Here is a 19,302-nt window from a genome sequence, read left to right as displayed (position 1 = left end):
CACCCCGGGCGTTCTTCTCATTCACGAGGGGTGGAATCAGAGCGCCCGAGGCTCGAAGCCCGAGAGGGTGTGCGGCTGGCTCCGAGTACCTCAGTTCGCGACGGTAAAGCGAGAGTCGATGTGCTTTGCACCGACGATCTCGTCAACCATGGCCACCGCAAAGTCCTCTGCTGAGATCGAATCACCAGCGGGCGTCTCGAGTTCGGTCTTGTAGGTTCCGCTACGTTCACCGGGGCCGATCTCAGGGGCGGGGGAGATCAGAGTCCAGGGGGAGTAGCTGCCTGAACGCATCAGCTCGAGCGCCCTCGTGCCGGTCTCTGATTCAGCCTTATAAGCTTCAGGGAATCCCACGGTGTCTTTGAGCATGGTGTCGCCGACGAAGAGTGATCCGGCACCGCCGACGACGAAGACGCGCTTGTCCCCGCTTGACTGAGCCAGTGTCTCGAGAGCTTTCAACCACTCTTCGTGCGGTCCGCCGGTGCGGCTGGGGCCAGTTGTCGAGACGATGACGTCATGATCGGCGACGACCTGTCGGTCGAACTCTGCGTCTGCCATGTCGCCCTGGAGGTTCGCTGCGGCTCCGGAGACCTCAGTGCCGGTTCGAGTGATGGCTGTGACCTCGAGGCCGCGCTCGGCGGCTTCCTTGGTGACGCGGGATCCGATCATTCCGGAAGCTCCGAATAGTGCGATCTTCATGGTGTGTCCTTTCGTTGAAGCGGCTGTTGCCATAAAGATACCCTTTGGATATTGAGTACCTCAAAGATACTATTGGGGTATGAGTATGAGCAGTTCCTGGGAAGGCGATGCCTTCGATCCCGAATGTCCGACCCGAGTCGTCCTCGACCGCGTCGGTGACAAATGGACGGTCCTCATCATCGGCGTCCTCGATGAGGGCCCGAAGCGCTTCAGCGAAATTCGGGTGGCAATTGGTGGGATCACACCGAAGGTGCTCACGTCGACCCTGCGGTCGCTGGTGGCAGATGGGCTGGTGACCAGAGAAGTCTTCGGCGAGGTTCCTCCCCGAGTGGAATACGCGCTGACCGAACTGGGTCGGTCCCTTCAAGGACCCGTCGCCGCCCTGCGTCGGTGGGCGGAGCTCAATGTGGCAGCCATTTCGGCTAGCCGAGACCGGCAGGCGGACGCGGGCACGCTGCGCAGTTCCTGAAGCAATTCGATCGTGCTCCGATCAGTCACGCGCTCCGTCGTTTCACCGGTAGGATCGGAACACTTCTGCTCAATGGTGAGGAGCAGCTGACAGTTCACAAAGGAGTGTGCATGCGCAAGGTCAACTGGGTCATCGGGTTAGCTGCGCTCGGGCTGGTCCTGAGTGGTTGTGGTCAAGGCGGTACCCCGGCCGATCCCGACGGCGGTGAGGGCGGGCCAGTGTACGAAGTGAAAGACGACGCCGACATTGCGGCCTCGCCGACGTGGAAGAGCGCACACGATCAGGGCTCCATCACAATCGGGGTCTATCACGATCAGCCGGGCATCGGGAACCTCACAGCAGGAGCCGAGGCGCCAGAAGGCTTCGACGTCGAGATCGCAACTCTCGTGGCAGGTCAGCTCGGTTTCGCGCTTGAGGACATCGAATGGGTCGAAACTGTGACCGCCAATCGGGACACTTTTCTTCAGCAGGGCAACGTCGATCTCATCGTGGCCGGCTACACCATCAATGATGAGCGCAAGAAGATCGTCGACTTCGCCGGCCCCTATTACACGACAGGGCAAGATCTCATGGTCCGCTCCGATTCAGACATCGCTGGCCCCGACGACCTCAGCGACAAGACTGTGTGCGCCACCGTCGGGGGAGTACCTGGACAGAGGATGGCCGAAGAGCATCCTGAAGCAGAGCTCGTCACCTATGACACGGTGTCAAAATGTGTGACCGACCTGCAATCGGGTTCCGTCGATGCGGTGACGACCGATGACGCAATCCTGCGTGGATATGCCGCGCAGAGTGGGGACGAGCTGACTGTCGTCGGTCAGCCCTTCTCCGAGGACCACTATGGAATCGGCCTGCCCAAGGGAGACGTTGAACTCCGCAATGCCGTCAATGATGCCATTGAGGCAGCAGTCGAGAACGGGGACTGGACGCAGGCGTTCGAGCACACATTGGGGGACTCGGACGGCGTGGAGGCGCCGACCGTCGATCGATACTAGTCACGCCGGCAGAACTCAGTCACCGGTGATCTCCGCGAGCACTTCGGCGAGTTCGCGAAGCTCACCCGCGACGCGGTACGTGCGAGGAGAGCCGGAGTACGTCCAATTGCTCGTGATCATCGACGCGCTCGCACCGCTGGTGGTGACGGAGTACTCCTCACGGCTGAGCTGCGCCGTTCGGTCGGCGATCAGCCGTTGGCGCAGTGCGGAGGAGAGGCCTTCCCAGTGGTCGGCTGCCTCGTATCCGAGCTCGTGCCAATCGGCGCCGGTTGCACGGTAGGCGAGCGGGCGGTTCGACCCCATGGTCAGAGTGCTCCCTGTCTGGGATGTCTCAGGTGCTGAACCTTGGCCCGCCTCGCCGGAGGTGACCGAATTCGCGAAGAGCACGGCAGGTCCCGGCGTGGCAGCGACGCGAGAATCTCTTTCATCGCCGACGGACAGAGGGGGATTCTGCGGAGTGAGCAGCACATTCGTCATGTCACCATCTTGCCCGGGCGAACGGCCGGATGCGAACCTTCAGGCTCGCGCAGGACGTTCAGACGGCGGCGAGGAACCCGCGGACCCGTTCGAGCAACAGCTCAGTCGCGCCAGCGTCGAATGAGCCCAAGGAGGAATCGGCGAAGAGATGCTGATCGCCGGGGTAGACGAAGAGCTCTGCCGAGGGTGCGGAGTCGGCTAGGTCGCGGGCAGCGGGCAGGTCCTCTTCGAAGAACTCATCGTCTTCCTTGCCATGGATCTGCACCGGCACGCTCTCAGGCCATGCGGGCCCGAATTCGGAGACCGGCAGGCAGGCGTCGATGAGAAGCGCGCCGCGGGCATCGTCTCGGGTTTGGGCGAGCCTCTGGGCGATGGCTACTCCGAAGGAGAAACCCGCGTAGACGAGCCCGGAACTCGACGATGGTGTGTCCGCGACACCACGCTGTCGGATCGTGTCGAATCCGGCCTCGCCGGCATAGGCGAAACCCTCCTCGATGGATCCGAACGTACGGCCCTCGAACATGTCGGGCACGTGCACCGTATGTCCCGAGCCTCTCAGCTCCTCGGCGAATGCTGCGACCCCGTCGGTGAGTCCCTGTACGTGATGGTAGAGCACGATCTCGGCCATGGCGATGAATCTCCTTTGACTGCCCTCTGCGATGATCCGATTGTACGCAGGAGAGAAGCGCGTGGCGGGCTGAGAATGACGGGTAGAGCACGGCGGGGCGAAAAAGGTCCCCCCAGTGGGACTCGAACCCACACTTGATCGATTTTAAGTCGACTGCCTCTGCCGATTGGGCTATAGGGGGATATGCCAGCGCCGCTATCGCGGCGTCCAGCACTCACTTTATAGGGTATCGGGGACTGCCGCGATCCGAGACATGGCAGCGCGGCATCCGCCGCGATCTGAGACACAACGACGCATAGCATGTGAGACGGCTAGTCTCAAACTCATGACAGAGAACCCGCCCAGCAGACAGGCCTGGGTGATCCTCGTCATCGGAGTGCTGTCACAGATGGCAGCTACTGTCGCGATCACCGGTCCGGCCTTCCTGATTCCGTATATGCACACGGACCTCGGCTACACGCTGACTCAAGCCGGCACCGTGGCCGCGGCACCGAGCTTCGGCCTCATCCTCACCCTCATCGCCTGGGGTGCCTTCGCCGACAGATTCGGCGAACGACTGGCCATGACGCTGGGCATCGCCCTGACTGCTCTGGCCTCGGGCCTGGCCGTGGCTGTGGTCGGCTCACCGGTGTGGATGGTCGTCATCATCGCAGCCTCCGGAGCGGCCGCCGCGTCCGTGAACTCGGCCAGCGGGCGCGTGGTCATGGGCTGGTTTCCCCGCCACCGGCGTGGATTGGCCATGGGCATCAGACAGATGTCGCAGCCGCTGGGCACCAGCGTGGCCGCCCTGAGTGTCCCACCCATCGCCTCATCCAGCGGGTTCACCGGGTACCTGTGGTTCATCGTCATCGTCACCGGTGTCATGGCCGTGATCTGCTTCGGGCTCGTCCGGGATCCTCCCCGCGCAGCGGTGGCACCCACCCTCGTACCCACGTCCACCGATGATGCCCGGCCAGGGCCCGCCTCGGCGTTGGGAGAGGTGGAAACGCCCACCTCGACGAGCAATCCCTACCGGATGGATTCGTTCCTGTGGCGGATCCACGCCGTCTCCGCGCTGCTGGTGATTCCGCAGTTCGCGTTCTCCACCTATGGCCTCATCTGGCTCATCGCGAACCAGCACATCAGCGTCGGCATCGCGGGCGGCATCGTCGCGGCCTCTCAGATCGTGGGAGCAATCGGACGCATGATAGTCGGTGGCCTCTCCGATCGGCTCGGTTCCAGGGTCGGCCTGATGCGGATCGTAGCCATTGCGGCCTTCGTTCTCGTGGCAGCGATCGCGTTGATCTCACTCACGCCGATGCCCGCTGTGGCGACAGTGGTGTTCATTCTGGCGTCTACGGTCTCGGTGGCCGACAACGGGCTGGCCTTCGCCTCGGTCGCCGAGGCTGCCGGACCGCAATGGTCGGGCAAGGCCATGGGCACGCAGAACACTGGACAGTTCGTCGTGTCCGCGATCTTGGGTCCGGGATTCGGAGCACTGATCACTGTGTTCGGCTATCCGCTGTCATTTGCCATCGTCGCGGCGGCGCCTCTCCTCAGCCTTGGGATCATTCCAAAACAGGACATCGATCGGATAACCTGATGTTCATCTTTGCTCAGTACTGTGCCTGAAGACTGGTGACGACCGCGAGATGACGAGGCCAAGCCGCTGACGAAGACTGTTGCTGTCGATGTGAAGGAGCGCCCGTGAATAACCTGCTCAATGAGAATCTGCGCGAATACATCGACAAACTTCGAATCGAGGGCTATCAGGTCGAGGACTCACACACCGCGGACCCGCATCTCATCGATCCGATGGGGCGTGCGGTCGAGACATGGCGTGAGGGCTACCCGTACCCGGAACTCATGGACCGGGAGGAATACGAGCTCGAGAAGTACCAGCTGCAGGTGGAGCTGCTGAAATTCCAGTACTGGGGGCAAGACACCGACCGTAAGCACGTCATCGTCTTCGAAGGTCGTGACGCTGCCGGCAAGGGTGGGACGATCAAGCGCTTCACCGAGCATCTCAATCCGCGTGCGGCACGCGTCGTGGCCTTGAACAAGCCCTCGGACAAGGAAGCAGGGCAGTGGTATTTCCAGCGCTACATCAGCCACCTGCCCACCAACGGTGAGATCGTCATGTTCGACCGGTCCTGGTACAACCGGGCCAACGTCGAGCGGGTCATGAACTTCTGCACGGACTACGAGTACGAGACGTTCATGGAACAGGCACCGGTGTTCGAGAAGATGCTCATCGACTCCGACATCCATGTCACCAAGTTCTGGTTCTCCGTGACCCAGCGGGAACAGCGGACCCGTTTCGCGATTCGCCAGATTGACCCGGTGAGACAGTGGAAACTGTCTCCCATGGACCTTGAGTCCTTAGATCGCTGGGACGACTACACCGCGGCGAAGGAAGAGATGTTCCGTCGCACAGACAGCGATCATGCTCCGTGGATCACCATCAAGAGCAATGACAAGAAGCGGGCACGACTCAACGCGCTGCGCTACTTCCTCAACCAGTTCGACTACGAGGACAAGGACACCTCGATCGTCTACGAACCCGACCCGATCATCGTCCGCCGCGGACGCGACGCCGTCGACGACTGAGCATCCATCGACGACTGAGCAACCGTCGACGACTGAGCAACCGTCGACGGTGTGAAGCCGCCGACGGTGTGAAGCCGCCGACGGTGTGCCCACATATCAGTCCGGGGGTTCGGAAGCGGGGAACTCGTCGGCCTTGGTATCGCCGCTCGTCACGTCTGTTCTCCTGGCCTTGGATTCATCTGTGGCGGTGTGCGATCCGTCGGGGTTCTGCTTGAGACTGACGCCCTGTTCGGAGGCGACCTCCTCCAGGCGCTCCTCCGACTCATCTTCGGTGTATCCGACGTGGGCGCTGTCGGCTATGTCGGATGTTCCGGCGGCTGGTTCGAAGGTCTCGTCGAGTGTTTCGGCCGCCTTGCGGAGTTTGTTCTCTTTGCTCATTGCTCTGCTCCTCTCATCGATCAAAGCAACAGCTGTCGCACCAGTGAGGTGCGACGATGTGGAAACGACTGAATCGACTTCCGTCTTCGACGCTAGTGCCCATCATCGGTGACGGCAAGGAATCGACTTCTTCCTGACCGGATTGGCAGGGGACGCTGACGGCATTGCCAAAGTAAGTCGACCGGTACGAAGCTGGGGGATGAACGTGCTGCGGCCGGGTGGAAGGGGAAAGACCACCCGGCCGGAATTGTGGAGCGGACAGAGTCCGCAGTTTTCACTTGGGCGCGATGCCCATGGTGCTCAGGCTTCTCGCCGGGCCTTCTTCAGCGCACGGCGCTTCTTGTGGCCGGCAAAGCTGAGCCAGAAGAGGACGATGGCCAGGAGGACGAAGAGTCCGCCTCCGGCAATTCCCGCGTCGACCCAGAACTGGGGCGGGAAGAGTCGGATGAGGGAATCGTCGCTGTAGAACTCCCAGGTCCCGTCGGAGAAGAAGACTTTGTGGAATCCGCGGAAGAAGGTATCCCACCCGAGGAATGCCAGCACTGCCGCGGCGGCCATGGCGATGATGCTGATGATGGCGCCCAAACGCAGTCCGACGTGGATTCCCATGCCATGTCTGCGTGACATGTAGAGGCCGAAGAGGACCGCGCCGATGAGGCCGATCATCGCAATCAGGTACAGCAGTGAGATGAGGTCCTTGACGTCGGCCATGTGATTGAGCTCTTCGGAGATGAAGATGGGCTCGCCATTGGGCATGATCACATCGGCGAGGTAACGCCGTGAGTCGAGGTTCGCCAGGTAGTCGATGACGTAGGTGGCGTAGTGTTCGCGGTCGGCGCTGCCGAAGCCGAACTGGTCGGCCGGGAATCCTGGGCGGAAGTACTCGAACTTGATGAACAGTCCGGAGGCGACGAAGCGCACGGCCAAGGCCAGGAGGATGAACGGTATGGCCAGTGTGATCCAGATGGTGCCGATGACATCGAGGACGCTGCGGCGGCGTTCGGGCACCTCAGGGTCATGAGTCTCGGTGGACGTCGCGGCGTGAGTCACGGCGGCCCAGTCAGCTTCGCTCATCACAGCAGTGCGAGCGTTGGCAGGCACTTCGCGGGTCCGGGCGGTCTCTGGGGGATGCGACGAGTGAGCGGGCGCAACGTGCACCGGCCCAGTTGAGGGCTTGGGCTCGTCCTTGGCGATCGGCTCTCGGATCGGATCGAACGCCTCGGTGTCGGTCGAAGGATCGTTCGCGGCCTCCAGCGGAGGTTCCGTCTGCTTTTCGGCAGCACTACTGGATCCTGAACTCATCCGCCTGCTCAGGAGGTCTTCGGTCTCGTTCTTCTTGTCTCCAGCCACGTTCCCATTGTCAGTGACCCGGATGGGCAAGCAGGCTCCGACACGCCACAGACCCCCAGATCACTGAGGCGAACGGGATCGCCGAGGTGGCCCGTCGTCCCGAATTCTTCCCCGCGGCCGCCCGGTCGGGTAGTCCAGTGGGCCGGTCGCTCAACTCAGCAGGGCCTGGCGGTCCACCCGTTGGGGCTGGTCAGGCAACTCAATGGGGCTGGGCAGTCAGCCCAGCAGGGCAGCGATGATGACGAGTGTCGGCACTGCCAGAACGGTGGTGATGAAGACCGCATCACGCATGAGCGCCTCGGACTGTCGGTACTGCATGGAGTAGATGTAGACGTTCTGCGCCGTGGGCAGTGCCGAAGTGACGACGATGGCGAACAGAGCGATGCCGGAGTATCCCAGCAGGGGACCGCCGATGACCCAGGCCAGAGCAGGCTGGATGACCTGTTTGGCGATCGTGATGTACGTCAGCTGCTTCCTGGTTCCGCGAGCAGGCAGTCCCCAACCGTCCTTGAGTGAGATGCCGAAGGCCAGCAGTGCTCCGGGGACCGCAGTGGCGCCGATCATGTCGATGGGCTCGAAGATGAAGCGCGGAAGTTCGAAACCCGTCGCCGAGGCGGCCACACCGGCGGCTGCACCCAGGACAATGGGGTTGCGGAGGATCTGGAGCACGCCGGAGTACCAGCGCTGATCGTGCTTCTTCTTCCCCGCGGCGTCGAGAACGGCCATGCCGATGGGGGCGAGGATGAGCAGCTGGAACAGCAGCACAGGCGCGACATATCCGACATCATGGAGGACGTAGGCCGCAATCGGGATGCCGAGATTGCCGATGTTGACGTAGCTGACAGCCCAGGCGGAGAACATCGCCTCGCCGGTGCTGCGTTTGCGGATGTATCGGGTGAGCACGAACAGCAGCACGCCCACGATCACGGCGGACCCGCCCGTGGCCAGGAGCGCTGTGTTGAAGATCAGCCCGAGATCGGTGTCGGCAACGGTGACGTAGAGCAGGGTGGGAGTACCGGCATAGAAGACCAGCTTCGCGATGACCTGCTGACCGTTGGGCCCGAGGACTTCGGATCGTCCCAGCACGAATCCGACCAGGATGACACCTGCGATGACGGCGAAGCCTTCGAAAACAGCCAGCATGGGCTACCGGTGGTCCTCGCTTTCCGGGTCAGTCGGCTTCGGCCGAGGCAGACGGTGATGGTGGGGTCAGGCGGCGGTGGCGGGGTCAGTCGGTGGTAGCAGAGTCGACGGCTGCATAGGCAGCTGTCGCAGTCACGGCGGCGACGCTGAACACAGCGGGCCAGGCACCGATCTTCTTCGCCAAGGGATGAGAGGCTCCGAACCCGCCGAGGTAGCCCAAGGTCAGCGCCGTGCCGACGGGCCAGCCCGCCTTGGTGAACCAGGTGCGGGCCGCGTAGGCGCCGGCGGCTGCGAGCACGACTCCGCCGAGGGGGCGGATCCCGGTCTCGCGGGCGGTCAGGAATCCGCCGACGAGACCTGCGGCGACAAGTGGGGCGGTCGAAACTTCACGTGCGTCCTTCATGACGTCCAGTTTAGGCAACGCCGGGCGGGAACCGGACGGCGGTCTCACAACGAGGAACGTCAACCAAGGGAGATCTTGATGACCGAGGCGATTCCGAGAACGGCGATGAGGCAGACCGAGCTCGTGAGGAAGAGGATCGCCCAGGGGGTCGGACGCCCCCGTTCGGCGCGAATGGACCCCGCTCCGAGGCGGTAACGCCTGACCTGCAGGGCGATCGCAGCGATCGCCAATGCGATGCAGACGACGAAGATCACGACAGACAGTCCTTCGAACACGTTGATCCAGCGGATGAACAGGAGGCTGACAACGGTCATCGTCAGGCTGGTGCGCAGCCAGGACTGGGTCGTCCGCTCGGGTTGCAGGCCCGGATCGGCATGTGGCTGGGGCCGTCTGGGGCGCGGAGTGGTCATAGGACTCCGGCGAAGACCAGTACGAGGAGGCCGGCACCCAATGCGGTGGCCAGGCTGACGATGGGAATGATGAGAGGCAGCGGCAGCGACGTCTTGTGGCGCATGGCCGATTCGATGCGGTGCCATCTGAATGCCGCACCGGCGGCGAGGATGAATCCGATGACCATGAGCACGATCGATAGGGTCGCACGCAGGCCAGAGGTGAAGATCTCCGAGGTGAAGGCCTCGACCGCAATGCCGCCGCCGATGAATGCCAGCGCCGTGCGGATCCATGACAGGAATGTGCGTTCGTTGGCGAGGGTGAAACGCGGATCGGGATCTTCGCCGTCGGGAAATATCTGACGGGCGATCCTGCTGCGTGAGTCGTCGTGGGTCACGTATCGAGGATAACTGCTGTGGTCGAATACCATGTCAAGGTACGACGATTTCCGCTGAAGTTCGCCTCCAGACGCGAAGTCGCCGGTAGTGCGATGTGGGCGCGACGGTGAGTTCGATGTCAGTGGTGCGGGCGGTGCAGCCGAAGATGAAGGTGAAGACGCTACATGACTGACAGTAAAAACGGGCCGCAGCCATCCGGTCCCGGCGATCCGACAGCCCCCGGTCCGGCAGACCCAGGTGCAGGCACGGGTGTGCCCGAGGCCCAGGGGCCAGCCAAATGGAAGGTGATCGGCCCCGGCCTGGTCGTGGCCGCGACCGGTGTCGGCGCCGCCGACATGGTGGCGACTCTTGTAGCCGGCAGCCAGTTCGGCTACGGACTGATGTGGGCGGTGATCGTCGGTGTGATCCTCAAGATCGTCCTCGTCGAGGGCGCTGGTCGATTCACTCTGGCCACGGGGAAGACGATCTTCGAAGGTTGGACGTCTCTGGGACGGTGGACGACCTGGTACTTCGGGCCCTACATCATCATCTGGGGATTCGTCTACGGTGCCACCGCGATGAGTTCTGCCGCGCTCCCTCTGGCCGCACTGTTTCCAGGAGTCAACCTCACAGTCTGGGCGATCCTCATGGGCCTGGCCGGTTTCGCCATGGTCTGGTTCGGGCGGTACTCCGTCTTCGAGAAGATCACCGCGGCCCTCGTCGGAATCATGTTCGTCACCGTTGTGGGCCTGGCCATCATCGCCGTTCCCAACATTCCGGAAATGCTCACCGGACTCATCCCGCTGATTCCGGAAGGCGGCGTCATCTACACCTTGGCTCTGGCCGGCGGTGTCGGCGGCACCATCACCCTGGCTGCCTACGGATACTGGCTGCGTGAGAAGGGCTGGCACACACCCAAATGGATGCGTGTGATGCGCATCGACAACTCCATGGCCTACGTGCTGACAGGAATCTTCGTCATCGCTATGCTCATCGTCGGAGCCGAGGTCGTGCGCGCAGCCGGAGTCTCCATCTCTGCCGATGACAAGGGTCTGATCGAACTCGCAGAAGTCCTCAAAGCCAAATACGGCGATGTGGTCGGAACCGGCTTCCTCGTCGGCTTCTGGGCCGCATCCTTCTCCTCGATCATCGGAGTGTGGAACGGTGTGTCGCTCATGTTCGCCGACTTCTGGGGACACATGCGCAAGAGGCCCAGCGGTCACCCTGACACGCTGACCGGCGGAAAGTACTTCAAGTTCTACGTGTTGTGGCTGACCTTCCCACCCATGCTGCTCTTCCTGCTGGGCAAGCCGATCGGTCTGATCCTGGCCTACGGTGTGCTCGGATCGCTGTTCATGCCGTTCTTGGCAATCACACTGCTCGGTCTTCTCAATGGTAAGAAGATCCCGAAGAAGTGGGCCAACAAGCTGCACACCAATATCGCTCTGGCCATCACAGCGCTGCTCTTCATCATCCTCGGCGTTCAGCAGCTCTATTCGAGCCTGGCTCCGCTCTGGGGCGGATGAGATGTCGCCTGCCGCACCGGCGGGAAGACTCTGTTCTTCTTCTCGCCGGTACGGCAGACTGGAGACATGGCCCGCGACGATGCGATGAAGACGATCCTGAAGAACCACCTGCAGACATGCCGCAACGATCTGATGTGGAAGTTGGACGGTCTCGACGAACGTGACCGGCGGCTGCCGCGCACGGGCACGGGCCTCAATCTCGCCGGTGTCGTCAAACATATGGCCAACGTGGAGATCGGGTACTTCGGCGACACCTTCGGCAGGCCCTGGCCGAACCCCGCCGAGACCGTCTCCTATGAGCAGTTCGAAGCCGATCCGCAGGCCGACTGGTACGCGACGGAGAGCGAAACGGCGGAATCCGTCATCGACTTCTACAGACGTGTGTGGACCTTCGCCGACGAAACCATCGACACGCACTCTCTCGATGCGCAGGGCACGGTTCCACATTGGCCGACGGAGAAGGCTGCAGTGTCTCTGCAGCAGATCATGGTTCACGTCATCGTGGACCTTGCGCGGCATGTCGGACAGGTCGACATCGTTCGCGAAAGCATCGACGAGCAGGTCGGACTCAACCCGCGCAGTCTGAACATGCCGGAGGGCCATGACTGGGAGGCCTACCTCGCCAAGCTGCGGTCGTTGGCCGACAACGCCTGAGCACCCTCGAACACCGCTGCCGGGCGAGTCCACGCACGTGGGACTGGATGCGTGCACCCACGGGAGGTGCCTACCTCGGCGGGGCAGGCGATAAGCTGGGACTGAAATGGCACATGAGAACTCAGCATCCTCGACCCCGCGCACTGAAACGTCGACCCCGAGCAAGGACGCGCAATCGCCGCGCCAAGACTCACAGCCTTCACCCAAGGGCTCTCAGTCGGGCAAGCGCTCGCCTCGGCGGAAGAATCAGCGGCGCAAGAACACCGGCGCCGGTCACCGGGAGCGCCGGGCACGGCTGACCACTGCCCGCCGGTCACAGTCCGTCGATGTCACCTACCCGTCCAACCTGCCGGTCTCCGCGGCGAAGGACGAGATCGCCGCGGCCATCCGCGACAACCAGGTCGTCATCGTCGCGGGTGAGACGGGATCGGGCAAGACCACCCAGCTGCCCAAGATCTGTCTCGAGTTGGGGCTGGGAGTCAACGGACTGATCGGGCACACACAGCCTCGGCGAATCGCCGCCAGGACCGTGGCCGATCGCATCGCCGACGAGCTCGGTGAGGACCTCGGCGGGACCATCGGCTACCAAGTTCGCTTCACCGCGCAGGTCGCGGATTCGACCCGAGTCAAGGTCATGACCGACGGCATCCTGCTCTCAGAGCTCTCTCGGGACAAACTGCTGCGCGACTACGAAGTCATCATCATCGACGAGGCTCACGAACGCAGCCTCAACATCGATTTCCTCCTCGGCTACCTCAAAGAAGTGATGGGGAAACGGCCCGAGCTCAAGGTCATCATCACCTCGGCGACGATTGATCCGCAGTCCTTCGCCGCGCACTTCGACGACGCACCGATCATCGAGGTCGCTGGCCGAACCTATCCGGTCGAAGTGCGCTACCGTCCGCTCGTCGACGACGAGGAAGATGACGAGGTCGATGGACCGGGGGAGTCAGGAAGCTACGAAACTGGGCCGGAGGAACAGACCGAAGGCATCATCGCAGCCTTCGACGAACTCAGCGCCGAAGATCCCGGCGACATCCTCGTCTTCCTCTCCGGCGAGCGCGAGATCCGCGATACCGCGGATGCTCTCGAGGCCCACCTGCGCAAACGGCCACGCCTGAGCAACTGGGAAGTCGTGCCGCTCTTCGCCAGACTCTCCGCAGGTGAACAGCAGAAGGTCTTCAAACCCCACTCCAGGCCACGCCTCGTGCTGGCCACGAACGTCGCCGAAACGTCACTGACCGTGCCCGGCATCAAATACGTCATCGACGTCGGCACCGCCCGCATCTCCCGGTACTCCAACCGCACCCGCGTCCAACGTCTGCCGATCGAACGCATCTCCCAGGCGAGCGCGAACCAGCGCAAGGGCCGCTCGGGCCGTACCAGCGACGGCATCTGCATTCGCCTGTATTCGGAAGCTGACTTCGACTCGCGACCCGAGTTCACCGACCCGGAGATCCTGCGCACCAACCTGGCCAGCGTCATCCTGCAGATGACCGACCTCGGGTTCGCGTCGAGTGACAAGGAGATCCTCGAATTCCCGTTCCTCACTCCGCCGGAGGCCAAGGCCGTCCGTGACGGACGCACCATGCTCTCCGAACTGGGTGCCCTGACCAGCGATAAGGCCGGAACGATCACGGTCACCCCCACCGGTCGGCAGCTGTCACTGCTCCCGATCGACCCGAGACTGGCACGCATGGTCATTGCCGGCGCCGAGGCGGGATGTGGGGGAGAGGTCACCATCATCGTGGCCGCGCTGTCCATTCAGGACCCCCGCGAACGTCCCACCGAGGTGCGAGCCGCCGCCGACGAGAAGCACGCCCGCTTCACCCACCCGGGCAGTGACTTCCTCTCATACCTCAACTTGTGGAACTACCTGGACGACCAGCAATCGACGCTGACGAGTTCGAAGTTCCGTCGCCAGTGCAAGGCCGAATTCCTCAACTTCGTGCGCATCCGCGAATGGCAGGACCTCGTCGGCCAGCTGCGCTCTCTGCTCGGATCCGCCGGCATCCGCGTCAACAAATCTGTGTGGCGCCCGGTCGACGCGTCTGCTGCCGAGAATTCGCCGTCGTCCGGCTCGACTTCTGGGCCCAATGGCCCCGCCGAGGCGAGGCCCGGGTCCACCTCGAACACTGCCGCAGCGGCGACAGGGGCGAAAAGCGCCAACGGCAAGGTCGGATTCGCCGAACTCAGTGCGCAGAAGCGCAGCGCCAAGAAGAACGGAGGACACGACGACGCGAATGACTCCGGGCAGAGTGCTGCCAGTGCGCGGCTCGACCCGCATGCCGCGGCCATTCACCGTGCCCTGCTGACCGGGCTGCTGTCGATGATCGGCTCCAGGTCCGAGCGCAACAAGGACTATCAGGGGGCCCGAGGCACCCGCTTCGCGATCTTCCCCGGTTCTGGTCTGTTCAAGAAGAAGCCCGACTTCGTCATGGCCGCCGAGCTGGTCGAAACCTCCAGGCTGTGGGCACGCACCGTCTCAGCGATCGAACCCGATTGGGTCGTCGAAGCGGCCGGTGACCTGGTGACCAGACAGTATTCGGACCCGCACTGGTCGAAGAAGGCCGGCGGTTCGATGGTCTATGAGAAGATCTCGCTCTACGGCGTCACCCTCGTCTCCGACCGCCGCGTCGGATACGGCACCTTCGACCGGGAGGCTGCGCGTGACATGTTCATCCGCAAGGGCCTCATCGAAGGTGACTGGCACGAACGCTTCGGATTCCTCGACCACAATGCGACGATCATCGATGAGGCAGAGGCGCTGGCCTCACGCACACGCAACCGCAGGGTCCTGGATCAGGACGACGCCCTCTTCGAGTTCTACGATGAGCGGATACCGGCCACGACCACCTCGGCGGCGGACTTCCGCTCCTGGTGGAAGAAGCAGAAGCGTCGCGACTCGCATCTGCTGGATCTGACCACGTCGATCCTGCTCAGCGACGACAGTGAGGAACTGACCGCTTCGGTGGCCGACGACTTCCCGATGGAATGGGAACTGGCCGACGGTTCGATGGCGAAGCTGCGATACTCCTTCGAACCAGGCAGCACCGAGGACGGGGTGACCGTCGAGCTGCCTGCAGCCTCAGTGCCCCTCGTGGATTCCGACGAATTCACTTGGCAGGTCCCGGGACTGCGGGAGGAACTCGTCGCGGCCTACATTCGGTCGCTGCCGAAGAACAAGCGCCGCTACTTCGTGCCCGCACCGGACGTCGCCCGCGACATCCTGCCTGTCCTCACCCCCTATCGCGGGGCTCTGCCCGAGGTGCTCGCGGCTCAGCTGAGCGAACGCGCAGGCGGGGGAGGTCTGAACGACCTGGTGCCCATCACCGTTACCGCCGAGGACTTCGACCACGACCGCATTCCACCGCACCTGAGGATCCGATTCCGCGTCATCGACGGGACGACCACAGTCGGTATCGGCGAGGATCTGAACACACTGACGGCGACGGCGAAGCCCCAGGTGCGCAAGGCTCGGGCGAAGCAGGTTTCGTTCAATGCCAGAACCGGGCTGACCTCATGGTCGTTCGCCACACTGACCGACCCAGACGAGGCAGAAGTCGGTGCAGTACCGGGCCTGGCCGACCGTGGCAGCAGCGTCGACCTCATCGCCTTCGACACAGCTCCCCAGTCGCGCCTGGCCTCGCGTGAGGGATTGATCACCTTGCTGAGCCTGCGCACGACCGAGTCACTGAAATACCTGCGAGACGGACTGACGACCGATGAGAAACTCGTCCTCGCCGGCCACCAGAAGTCCTCGGACGAAATGCTCCACGCACTCATCAGAGCCGGCATCCGCACTGTCGTCGAGACTGATTTGGGACCAGCAGAGACCGCCTGGGTGGCAGATGCCGATGAGTTCAGACGTCTCGAAACCACCATGCAGGCCACGCTGACCGACATTTGCTCGAACATGCTGCCTCACCTGATGAAGGCGCTGCGGTCCACGAGCGAACTCGACCGGCATGTGTCGAAGGCCTCGTCCCTGGCGATCCTGTCCAACCTCGCCGATGTGCAGGCATGGCGCGGATCGCGAGTCACGGGTGCGTCGGTTGCCGCGATGTCCGGGCAGATGGTTCGCGACCTGCCGAGGTGGGTGCAGGCGGAGGTGGTCCGCATCGACGGAATGCAGAACTCGCCGATGCGTGACAAGCAGCTCATGGACCGTGTCAGCGGCAGCGCCGACTCTGTGATGAAGAAGGTCGGCAACAGGTTCCCCGAACTGGCCAAGTCAGACTGGTCGAAGATTGTGGTCTCGGTGCCCAGTGAGTGGCGGGACGTGATCATCATGCTCGAGGAGCTCCGCGTCAGCCTCTACGCGAACTCGCTGGGAACGGCCCACCCGGTGTCGGAGAAGAGGATCGCAAAGGCCCTCGCACAGTTGTGACGCGCACGCGACCTGCACGCACCCTGTGCCGTCAGTCGCTGAACGTACCTTTGCAACGAGATGTTCTGGTGCTGCGGGTGTGGGGTGAGTTGTGTAATAGAGGTGCCGAGTTCCGAGCACTGATGAGCGCCGGACGACGCGGCTGCGAAGCTAGGCGGGAGCGGAGGTGAAGTAGCCGGCGAACAGCCACCATATGGGGAGGATGGCGGCGGCCAGGAACGCCGCGACAGACCACCAGATGCGCCACTTCCACGTTCGCCGGCGGGTGCCGATGAACAGGAACACGAGGTAGAAGACGAGGCAGAATGCACCGGAGAGACTGAGCATCACCATGCTGAAGGCCTCCAGGCCGGAGGTTCCGAGGTCGAAGAGGTAACTGGTGACCTGACCGATCTCGAGTGAGAACTTGATCGCCAACACGAGGAAGGGGATGCCGAGGATCGCTGCGAGAATCAGCGGTAGGGCCTTGAGTAGGCGTTCCTTCGGTTCAGAGCGTCCGGCGTATTCAACAAATTCCTCATTCATCGCCACCCAGCTTAAATGCAGAATCCGACAGGACGCTGGACGCCCCTGCTGGACCGCTCACGCAGGCCGAACACAGCCGCAGACGCGCGCCCAACTCAGCCGCAGACGAGCACCGACCACAACTGTGACTGACCGGACACCCGGTCAGTCACAGAAGAGAGATAAGATATTTTGGTGACTTCTGGCCAGTATTCTGACAAGGACATTCGAACCCAGGCGGCTCGCCGCCGGACGTTCGCTGTCATTTCGCACCCCGACGCGGGTAAATCGACGACCACCGAGGCGCTCGCTCTGCACGCGCGAGCCATCGGCAAGGCAGGCGCCACCCACGGCAAGGCCGGTCGCCGCGCAACTGTCTCCGACTGGATGAAGATGGAGCAGGACCGCGGCATCTCGATCTCCTCGGCCGCGCTGCAGTTCGAGTACCGGGATGCGGTCTTCAACCTCGTTGACACCCCGGGCCACGCGGACTTCTCGGAGGACACCTACCGTGTGCTCTCAGCCGTCGACTGCGCCGTGATGCTCATCGATGCGGCCAAGGGCCTCGAGGCGCAGACCATGAAGCTCTTCGAAGTCTGTGCCCACCGCAACATTCCGATCATCACCGTGGTCAACAAATGGGACCGTGCCGGTCTCGACGCTCTGGAGCTCATGGATGAGGTCCAGGAGCGCACCGGCCTCCTGCCCACTCCGCTGACCTGGCCTGTCGGGCAGTCCGGTGACTTCAGAGGAGTCCTTGACCGTCTCACCGGTGACTACACGAAGTACGACCGCGCCAACGCCGGTGCCGCCATCGCCGGGGAAGAGACCTACGCCGCGGACAAAGCCATCGAGCTCGAAGGTGATGCCTGGCAGACCGCGGTCGACGAATCCGATCTCCTCGACATGGAAGATCAGAACCACGATCAGGAGACGTTCCTGGCCGGTAAATCGACACCGGTGATGTTCGCCTCGGCAGTGCTCAACTTCGGCATCCACAAACTCCTCGACATGCTCGTCGACCTGGCACCTGCTGCAGAGGCCCGCCTGGACAAGGACGATGAACCCCGTGACGTGGCCGATCCGTTCTCCGGATTCGTCTTCAAAGTCCAGGCTGGAATGGACTCCAACCACCGTGACCGGCTGGCCTATATCCGTGTCTGCTCCGGCGTCTTCGAACGCGGTTCCGTGCTCACCCACGCCGCGACCGGCAAACCCTTCGCCACGAAGTATGCGCAGCAGGTCTTCGGCCGCGATCGTGACGTCGTCGACGAAGCATTCCCAGGAGACGTCGTCGGTCTGGTCAACGCCAGTGCTCTGCGAGTCGGCGATTCGCTCTACTTGGACAAGAAGGTCGAATTCCCCGGGATTCCGACGTTCTCTCCCGAACACTTCATGGTCATCCGGGCCAAGGACTCCTCGAAGTACAAGCAGTTCCGCCGCGGCATCGAACAGCTCGACCACGAAGGCGTCATCCAGGTGCTGCGCTCTGACCTGCGCGGCGACCAGGCCCCAGTCCTCGGAGCCGTCGGGCCGATGCAGTTCGAGGTCGCCGAGGACCGGATGAACAACGAATTCCATGCACCCTGTGCGCTGGAGCGCCTCAACTTCTCGTTGGCCAGGCGCACCACACCGGAATGCGTGCCGACTCTGGCAAGGGAACGATCAGTTGAAGTTCTGCACCGGTCTGACGGTGAGCTGCTGGCCCTGTTCTCGGATCGGTGGCGGCTCCAGGGTGTGCAGAAGAATCACCCGGACCTGGTTTTGGAACCGCTCGTCGTCAGCTGAGCGCACATACCGCGATCGGCGGAGGCCAACCGCCAAGCCGATCACACGTCTCGCCGTTTCGACGAAGACGTCTCGCCGTTTTGACGAGGACATTAAGATGAATAGTCGGGGTCATTCCAAGGTGGCCCCAGTCGGGGAGACCCGACGCTCGGGGAGACCCGGAATGACAAAGGAGATATCACAGACGTGGGAACGAAATCGATTCGAGTCGCGATTGCCGGATTGGGCAACTGCGCCTCTTCCCTGATCCAAGGTGTTGAGTATTACCGGGAGACAGCCCCGGGCAGTAAAGTACCGGGCCTCATGCACGTTGAATTCGGGGACTATCACGTCGGTGACATCGAATTCGTCGCCGCATTCGATGTCGACGGCAAAAAGGTCGGCGCGGATATTGCTGAGGCGATCACGGCCAGCGAGAACAACACGATCAAGATCGCAGAGGTGCCATCTACCGGCGTCGAGGTTCAGCGCGGACCGACCCTGGACGGACTCGGCGAGTACTACCGCGAGACCATCGACGAATCCGAGGTCGAACCGGTTGACGT

General features: G+C 62.7%; 18 protein-coding genes, 1 tRNA gene and 1 pseudogene. 9 read left to right on the top strand and 11 right to left on the bottom strand.

Annotated features, from left to right (window positions below; translation table 11 throughout):
* Positions 1 to 90 precede the first annotated feature (90 nt).
* Positions 91 to 696 (bottom strand): NAD(P)-dependent oxidoreductase, encoded by a 606-nt coding sequence (locus ACE03M_RS12735; RefSeq protein WP_485934263.1) that lies wholly within the window; start codon positions 694 to 696, stop codon positions 91 to 93.
* A 79-nt stretch (positions 697 to 775) separates the two neighbouring features.
* Here ACE03M_RS12735 and ACE03M_RS12730 point away from each other — a divergent pair, with 79 nt between their 5' ends.
* Complete coding sequence (locus ACE03M_RS12730; protein WP_485934261.1) at positions 776 to 1,165, top strand: winged helix-turn-helix transcriptional regulator; 390 nt, start codon at positions 776 to 778, stop codon at positions 1,163 to 1,165.
* Between the two features lie 110 nt (positions 1,166 to 1,275).
* Positions 1,276 to 2,160 (top strand): glutamate ABC transporter substrate-binding protein, encoded by an 885-nt coding sequence (locus ACE03M_RS12725; protein ID WP_485934259.1) that lies wholly within the window; start codon positions 1,276 to 1,278, stop codon positions 2,158 to 2,160.
* Between the two features lie 15 nt (positions 2,161 to 2,175).
* On the opposite strand, the gene ACE03M_RS12720 is transcribed toward ACE03M_RS12725, so the two are convergent.
* The 3 genes from ACE03M_RS12720 to ACE03M_RS12710 form a co-directional block, all read right to left on the bottom strand.
* Positions 2,176 to 2,637 (bottom strand): hypothetical protein, encoded by a 462-nt coding sequence (locus ACE03M_RS12720; RefSeq protein WP_485934257.1) that lies wholly within the window; start codon positions 2,635 to 2,637, stop codon positions 2,176 to 2,178.
* A 58-nt stretch (positions 2,638 to 2,695) separates the two neighbouring features.
* Positions 2,696 to 3,265: a dienelactone hydrolase family protein gene (locus ACE03M_RS12715; RefSeq protein WP_485934255.1), complete on the bottom strand. Its 570-nt coding sequence runs from the start codon at positions 3,263 to 3,265 to the stop codon at positions 2,696 to 2,698.
* 107 nt (positions 3,266 to 3,372) lie between these two features.
* Positions 3,373 to 3,446 (bottom strand) — tRNA-Leu (locus ACE03M_RS12710).
* Between the two features lie 72 nt (positions 3,447 to 3,518).
* Between ACE03M_RS12710 and ACE03M_RS12705 the strand changes: the two genes are divergently transcribed.
* Both ACE03M_RS12705 and ppk2 read left to right on the top strand, forming a co-directional pair.
* On the top strand, positions 3,519 to 4,847 hold the full coding sequence (locus tag ACE03M_RS12705) for an MFS transporter (protein WP_485934253.1): 1,329 nt from the start codon (positions 3,519 to 3,521) through the stop codon (positions 4,845 to 4,847).
* 104 nt (positions 4,848 to 4,951) lie between these two features.
* On the top strand, positions 4,952 to 5,854 hold the full coding sequence (ppk2, locus tag ACE03M_RS12700) for a polyphosphate kinase 2 (protein WP_143921058.1): 903 nt from the start codon (positions 4,952 to 4,954) through the stop codon (positions 5,852 to 5,854).
* A gap of 96 nt (positions 5,855 to 5,950) precedes the next feature.
* Here the strand turns inward: ppk2 and ACE03M_RS12695 are convergent, their stop codons facing one another.
* The 6 genes from ACE03M_RS12695 to ACE03M_RS12670 form a co-directional block, all read right to left on the bottom strand.
* The gene (locus tag ACE03M_RS12695; protein ID WP_485934251.1) at positions 5,951 to 6,232 is read right to left on the bottom strand and encodes a hypothetical protein; all 282 of its coding nucleotides are present in this window, start codon (positions 6,230 to 6,232) and stop codon (positions 5,951 to 5,953) included.
* A 300-nt stretch (positions 6,233 to 6,532) separates the two neighbouring features.
* Positions 6,533 to 7,582 (bottom strand): TIGR01906 family membrane protein, encoded by a 1,050-nt coding sequence (locus ACE03M_RS12690; protein ID WP_143921060.1) that lies wholly within the window; start codon positions 7,580 to 7,582, stop codon positions 6,533 to 6,535.
* A gap of 216 nt (positions 7,583 to 7,798) precedes the next feature.
* The gene (locus ACE03M_RS12685) at positions 7,799 to 8,725 is read right to left on the bottom strand and encodes an AEC family transporter (RefSeq protein ID WP_143921061.1); all 927 of its coding nucleotides are present in this window, start codon (positions 8,723 to 8,725) and stop codon (positions 7,799 to 7,801) included.
* An 85-nt stretch (positions 8,726 to 8,810) separates the two neighbouring features.
* Positions 8,811 to 9,128 (bottom strand): hypothetical protein, encoded by a 318-nt coding sequence (locus tag ACE03M_RS12680; protein WP_143921062.1) that lies wholly within the window; start codon positions 9,126 to 9,128, stop codon positions 8,811 to 8,813.
* Between the two features lie 59 nt (positions 9,129 to 9,187).
* A complete protein-coding gene (locus tag ACE03M_RS12675; protein ID WP_143921063.1) occupies positions 9,188 to 9,538 on the bottom strand; it encodes a DUF202 domain-containing protein in 351 nt (116 codons plus the stop codon).
* Complete coding sequence (locus ACE03M_RS12670) at positions 9,535 to 9,948, bottom strand: YidH family protein (RefSeq protein WP_143921064.1); 414 nt, start codon at positions 9,946 to 9,948, stop codon at positions 9,535 to 9,537. The genes ACE03M_RS12675 and ACE03M_RS12670 overlap by 4 nt, the downstream gene beginning before the upstream one ends.
* 132 nt (positions 9,949 to 10,080) lie before the next feature.
* Here ACE03M_RS12670 and ACE03M_RS12665 point away from each other — a divergent pair, with 132 nt between their 5' ends.
* The 3 genes from ACE03M_RS12665 (at position 10,081) to hrpA (ending at position 16,465) form a co-directional block, all read left to right on the top strand.
* Positions 10,081 to 11,421 (top strand): Nramp family divalent metal transporter, encoded by a 1,341-nt coding sequence (locus ACE03M_RS12665; protein WP_485934247.1) that lies wholly within the window; start codon positions 10,081 to 10,083, stop codon positions 11,419 to 11,421.
* A gap of 66 nt (positions 11,422 to 11,487) precedes the next feature.
* Entirely contained in the window at positions 11,488 to 12,075 is a 588-nt protein-coding gene (locus tag ACE03M_RS12660) for a DinB family protein (RefSeq protein ID WP_143921065.1), read from the top strand.
* Between the two features lie 106 nt (positions 12,076 to 12,181).
* Entirely contained in the window at positions 12,182 to 16,465 is a 4,284-nt protein-coding gene (hrpA, locus tag ACE03M_RS12655) for an ATP-dependent RNA helicase HrpA (RefSeq protein WP_485934245.1), read from the top strand.
* 150 nt (positions 16,466 to 16,615) lie between these two features.
* Here hrpA and ACE03M_RS12650 read toward each other — a convergent pair whose 3' ends face one another.
* Positions 16,616 to 16,990: a hypothetical protein gene (locus ACE03M_RS12650; protein ID WP_143921066.1), complete on the bottom strand. Its 375-nt coding sequence runs from the start codon at positions 16,988 to 16,990 to the stop codon at positions 16,616 to 16,618.
* Positions 16,991 to 17,164: 174 nt separating this feature from the next.
* On the opposite strand from ACE03M_RS12650, the gene ACE03M_RS12645 reads away from it, so the two are divergent.
* Complete coding sequence (locus tag ACE03M_RS12645; RefSeq protein WP_485934242.1) at positions 17,165 to 18,757, top strand: peptide chain release factor 3; 1,593 nt, start codon at positions 17,165 to 17,167, stop codon at positions 18,755 to 18,757.
* A 186-nt stretch (positions 18,758 to 18,943) separates the two neighbouring features.
* Positions 18,944 to 19,302, top strand: a pseudogene (locus tag ACE03M_RS12640) (inositol-3-phosphate synthase); the annotation flags it as partial.

It is taken from the genome of Brevibacterium sp. AGC70, from assembly GCF_057334195.1.
The sequence above is the reverse complement of the archived record's forward strand: the minus strand, read 5'-3'. Positions and strand labels throughout refer to the sequence as shown.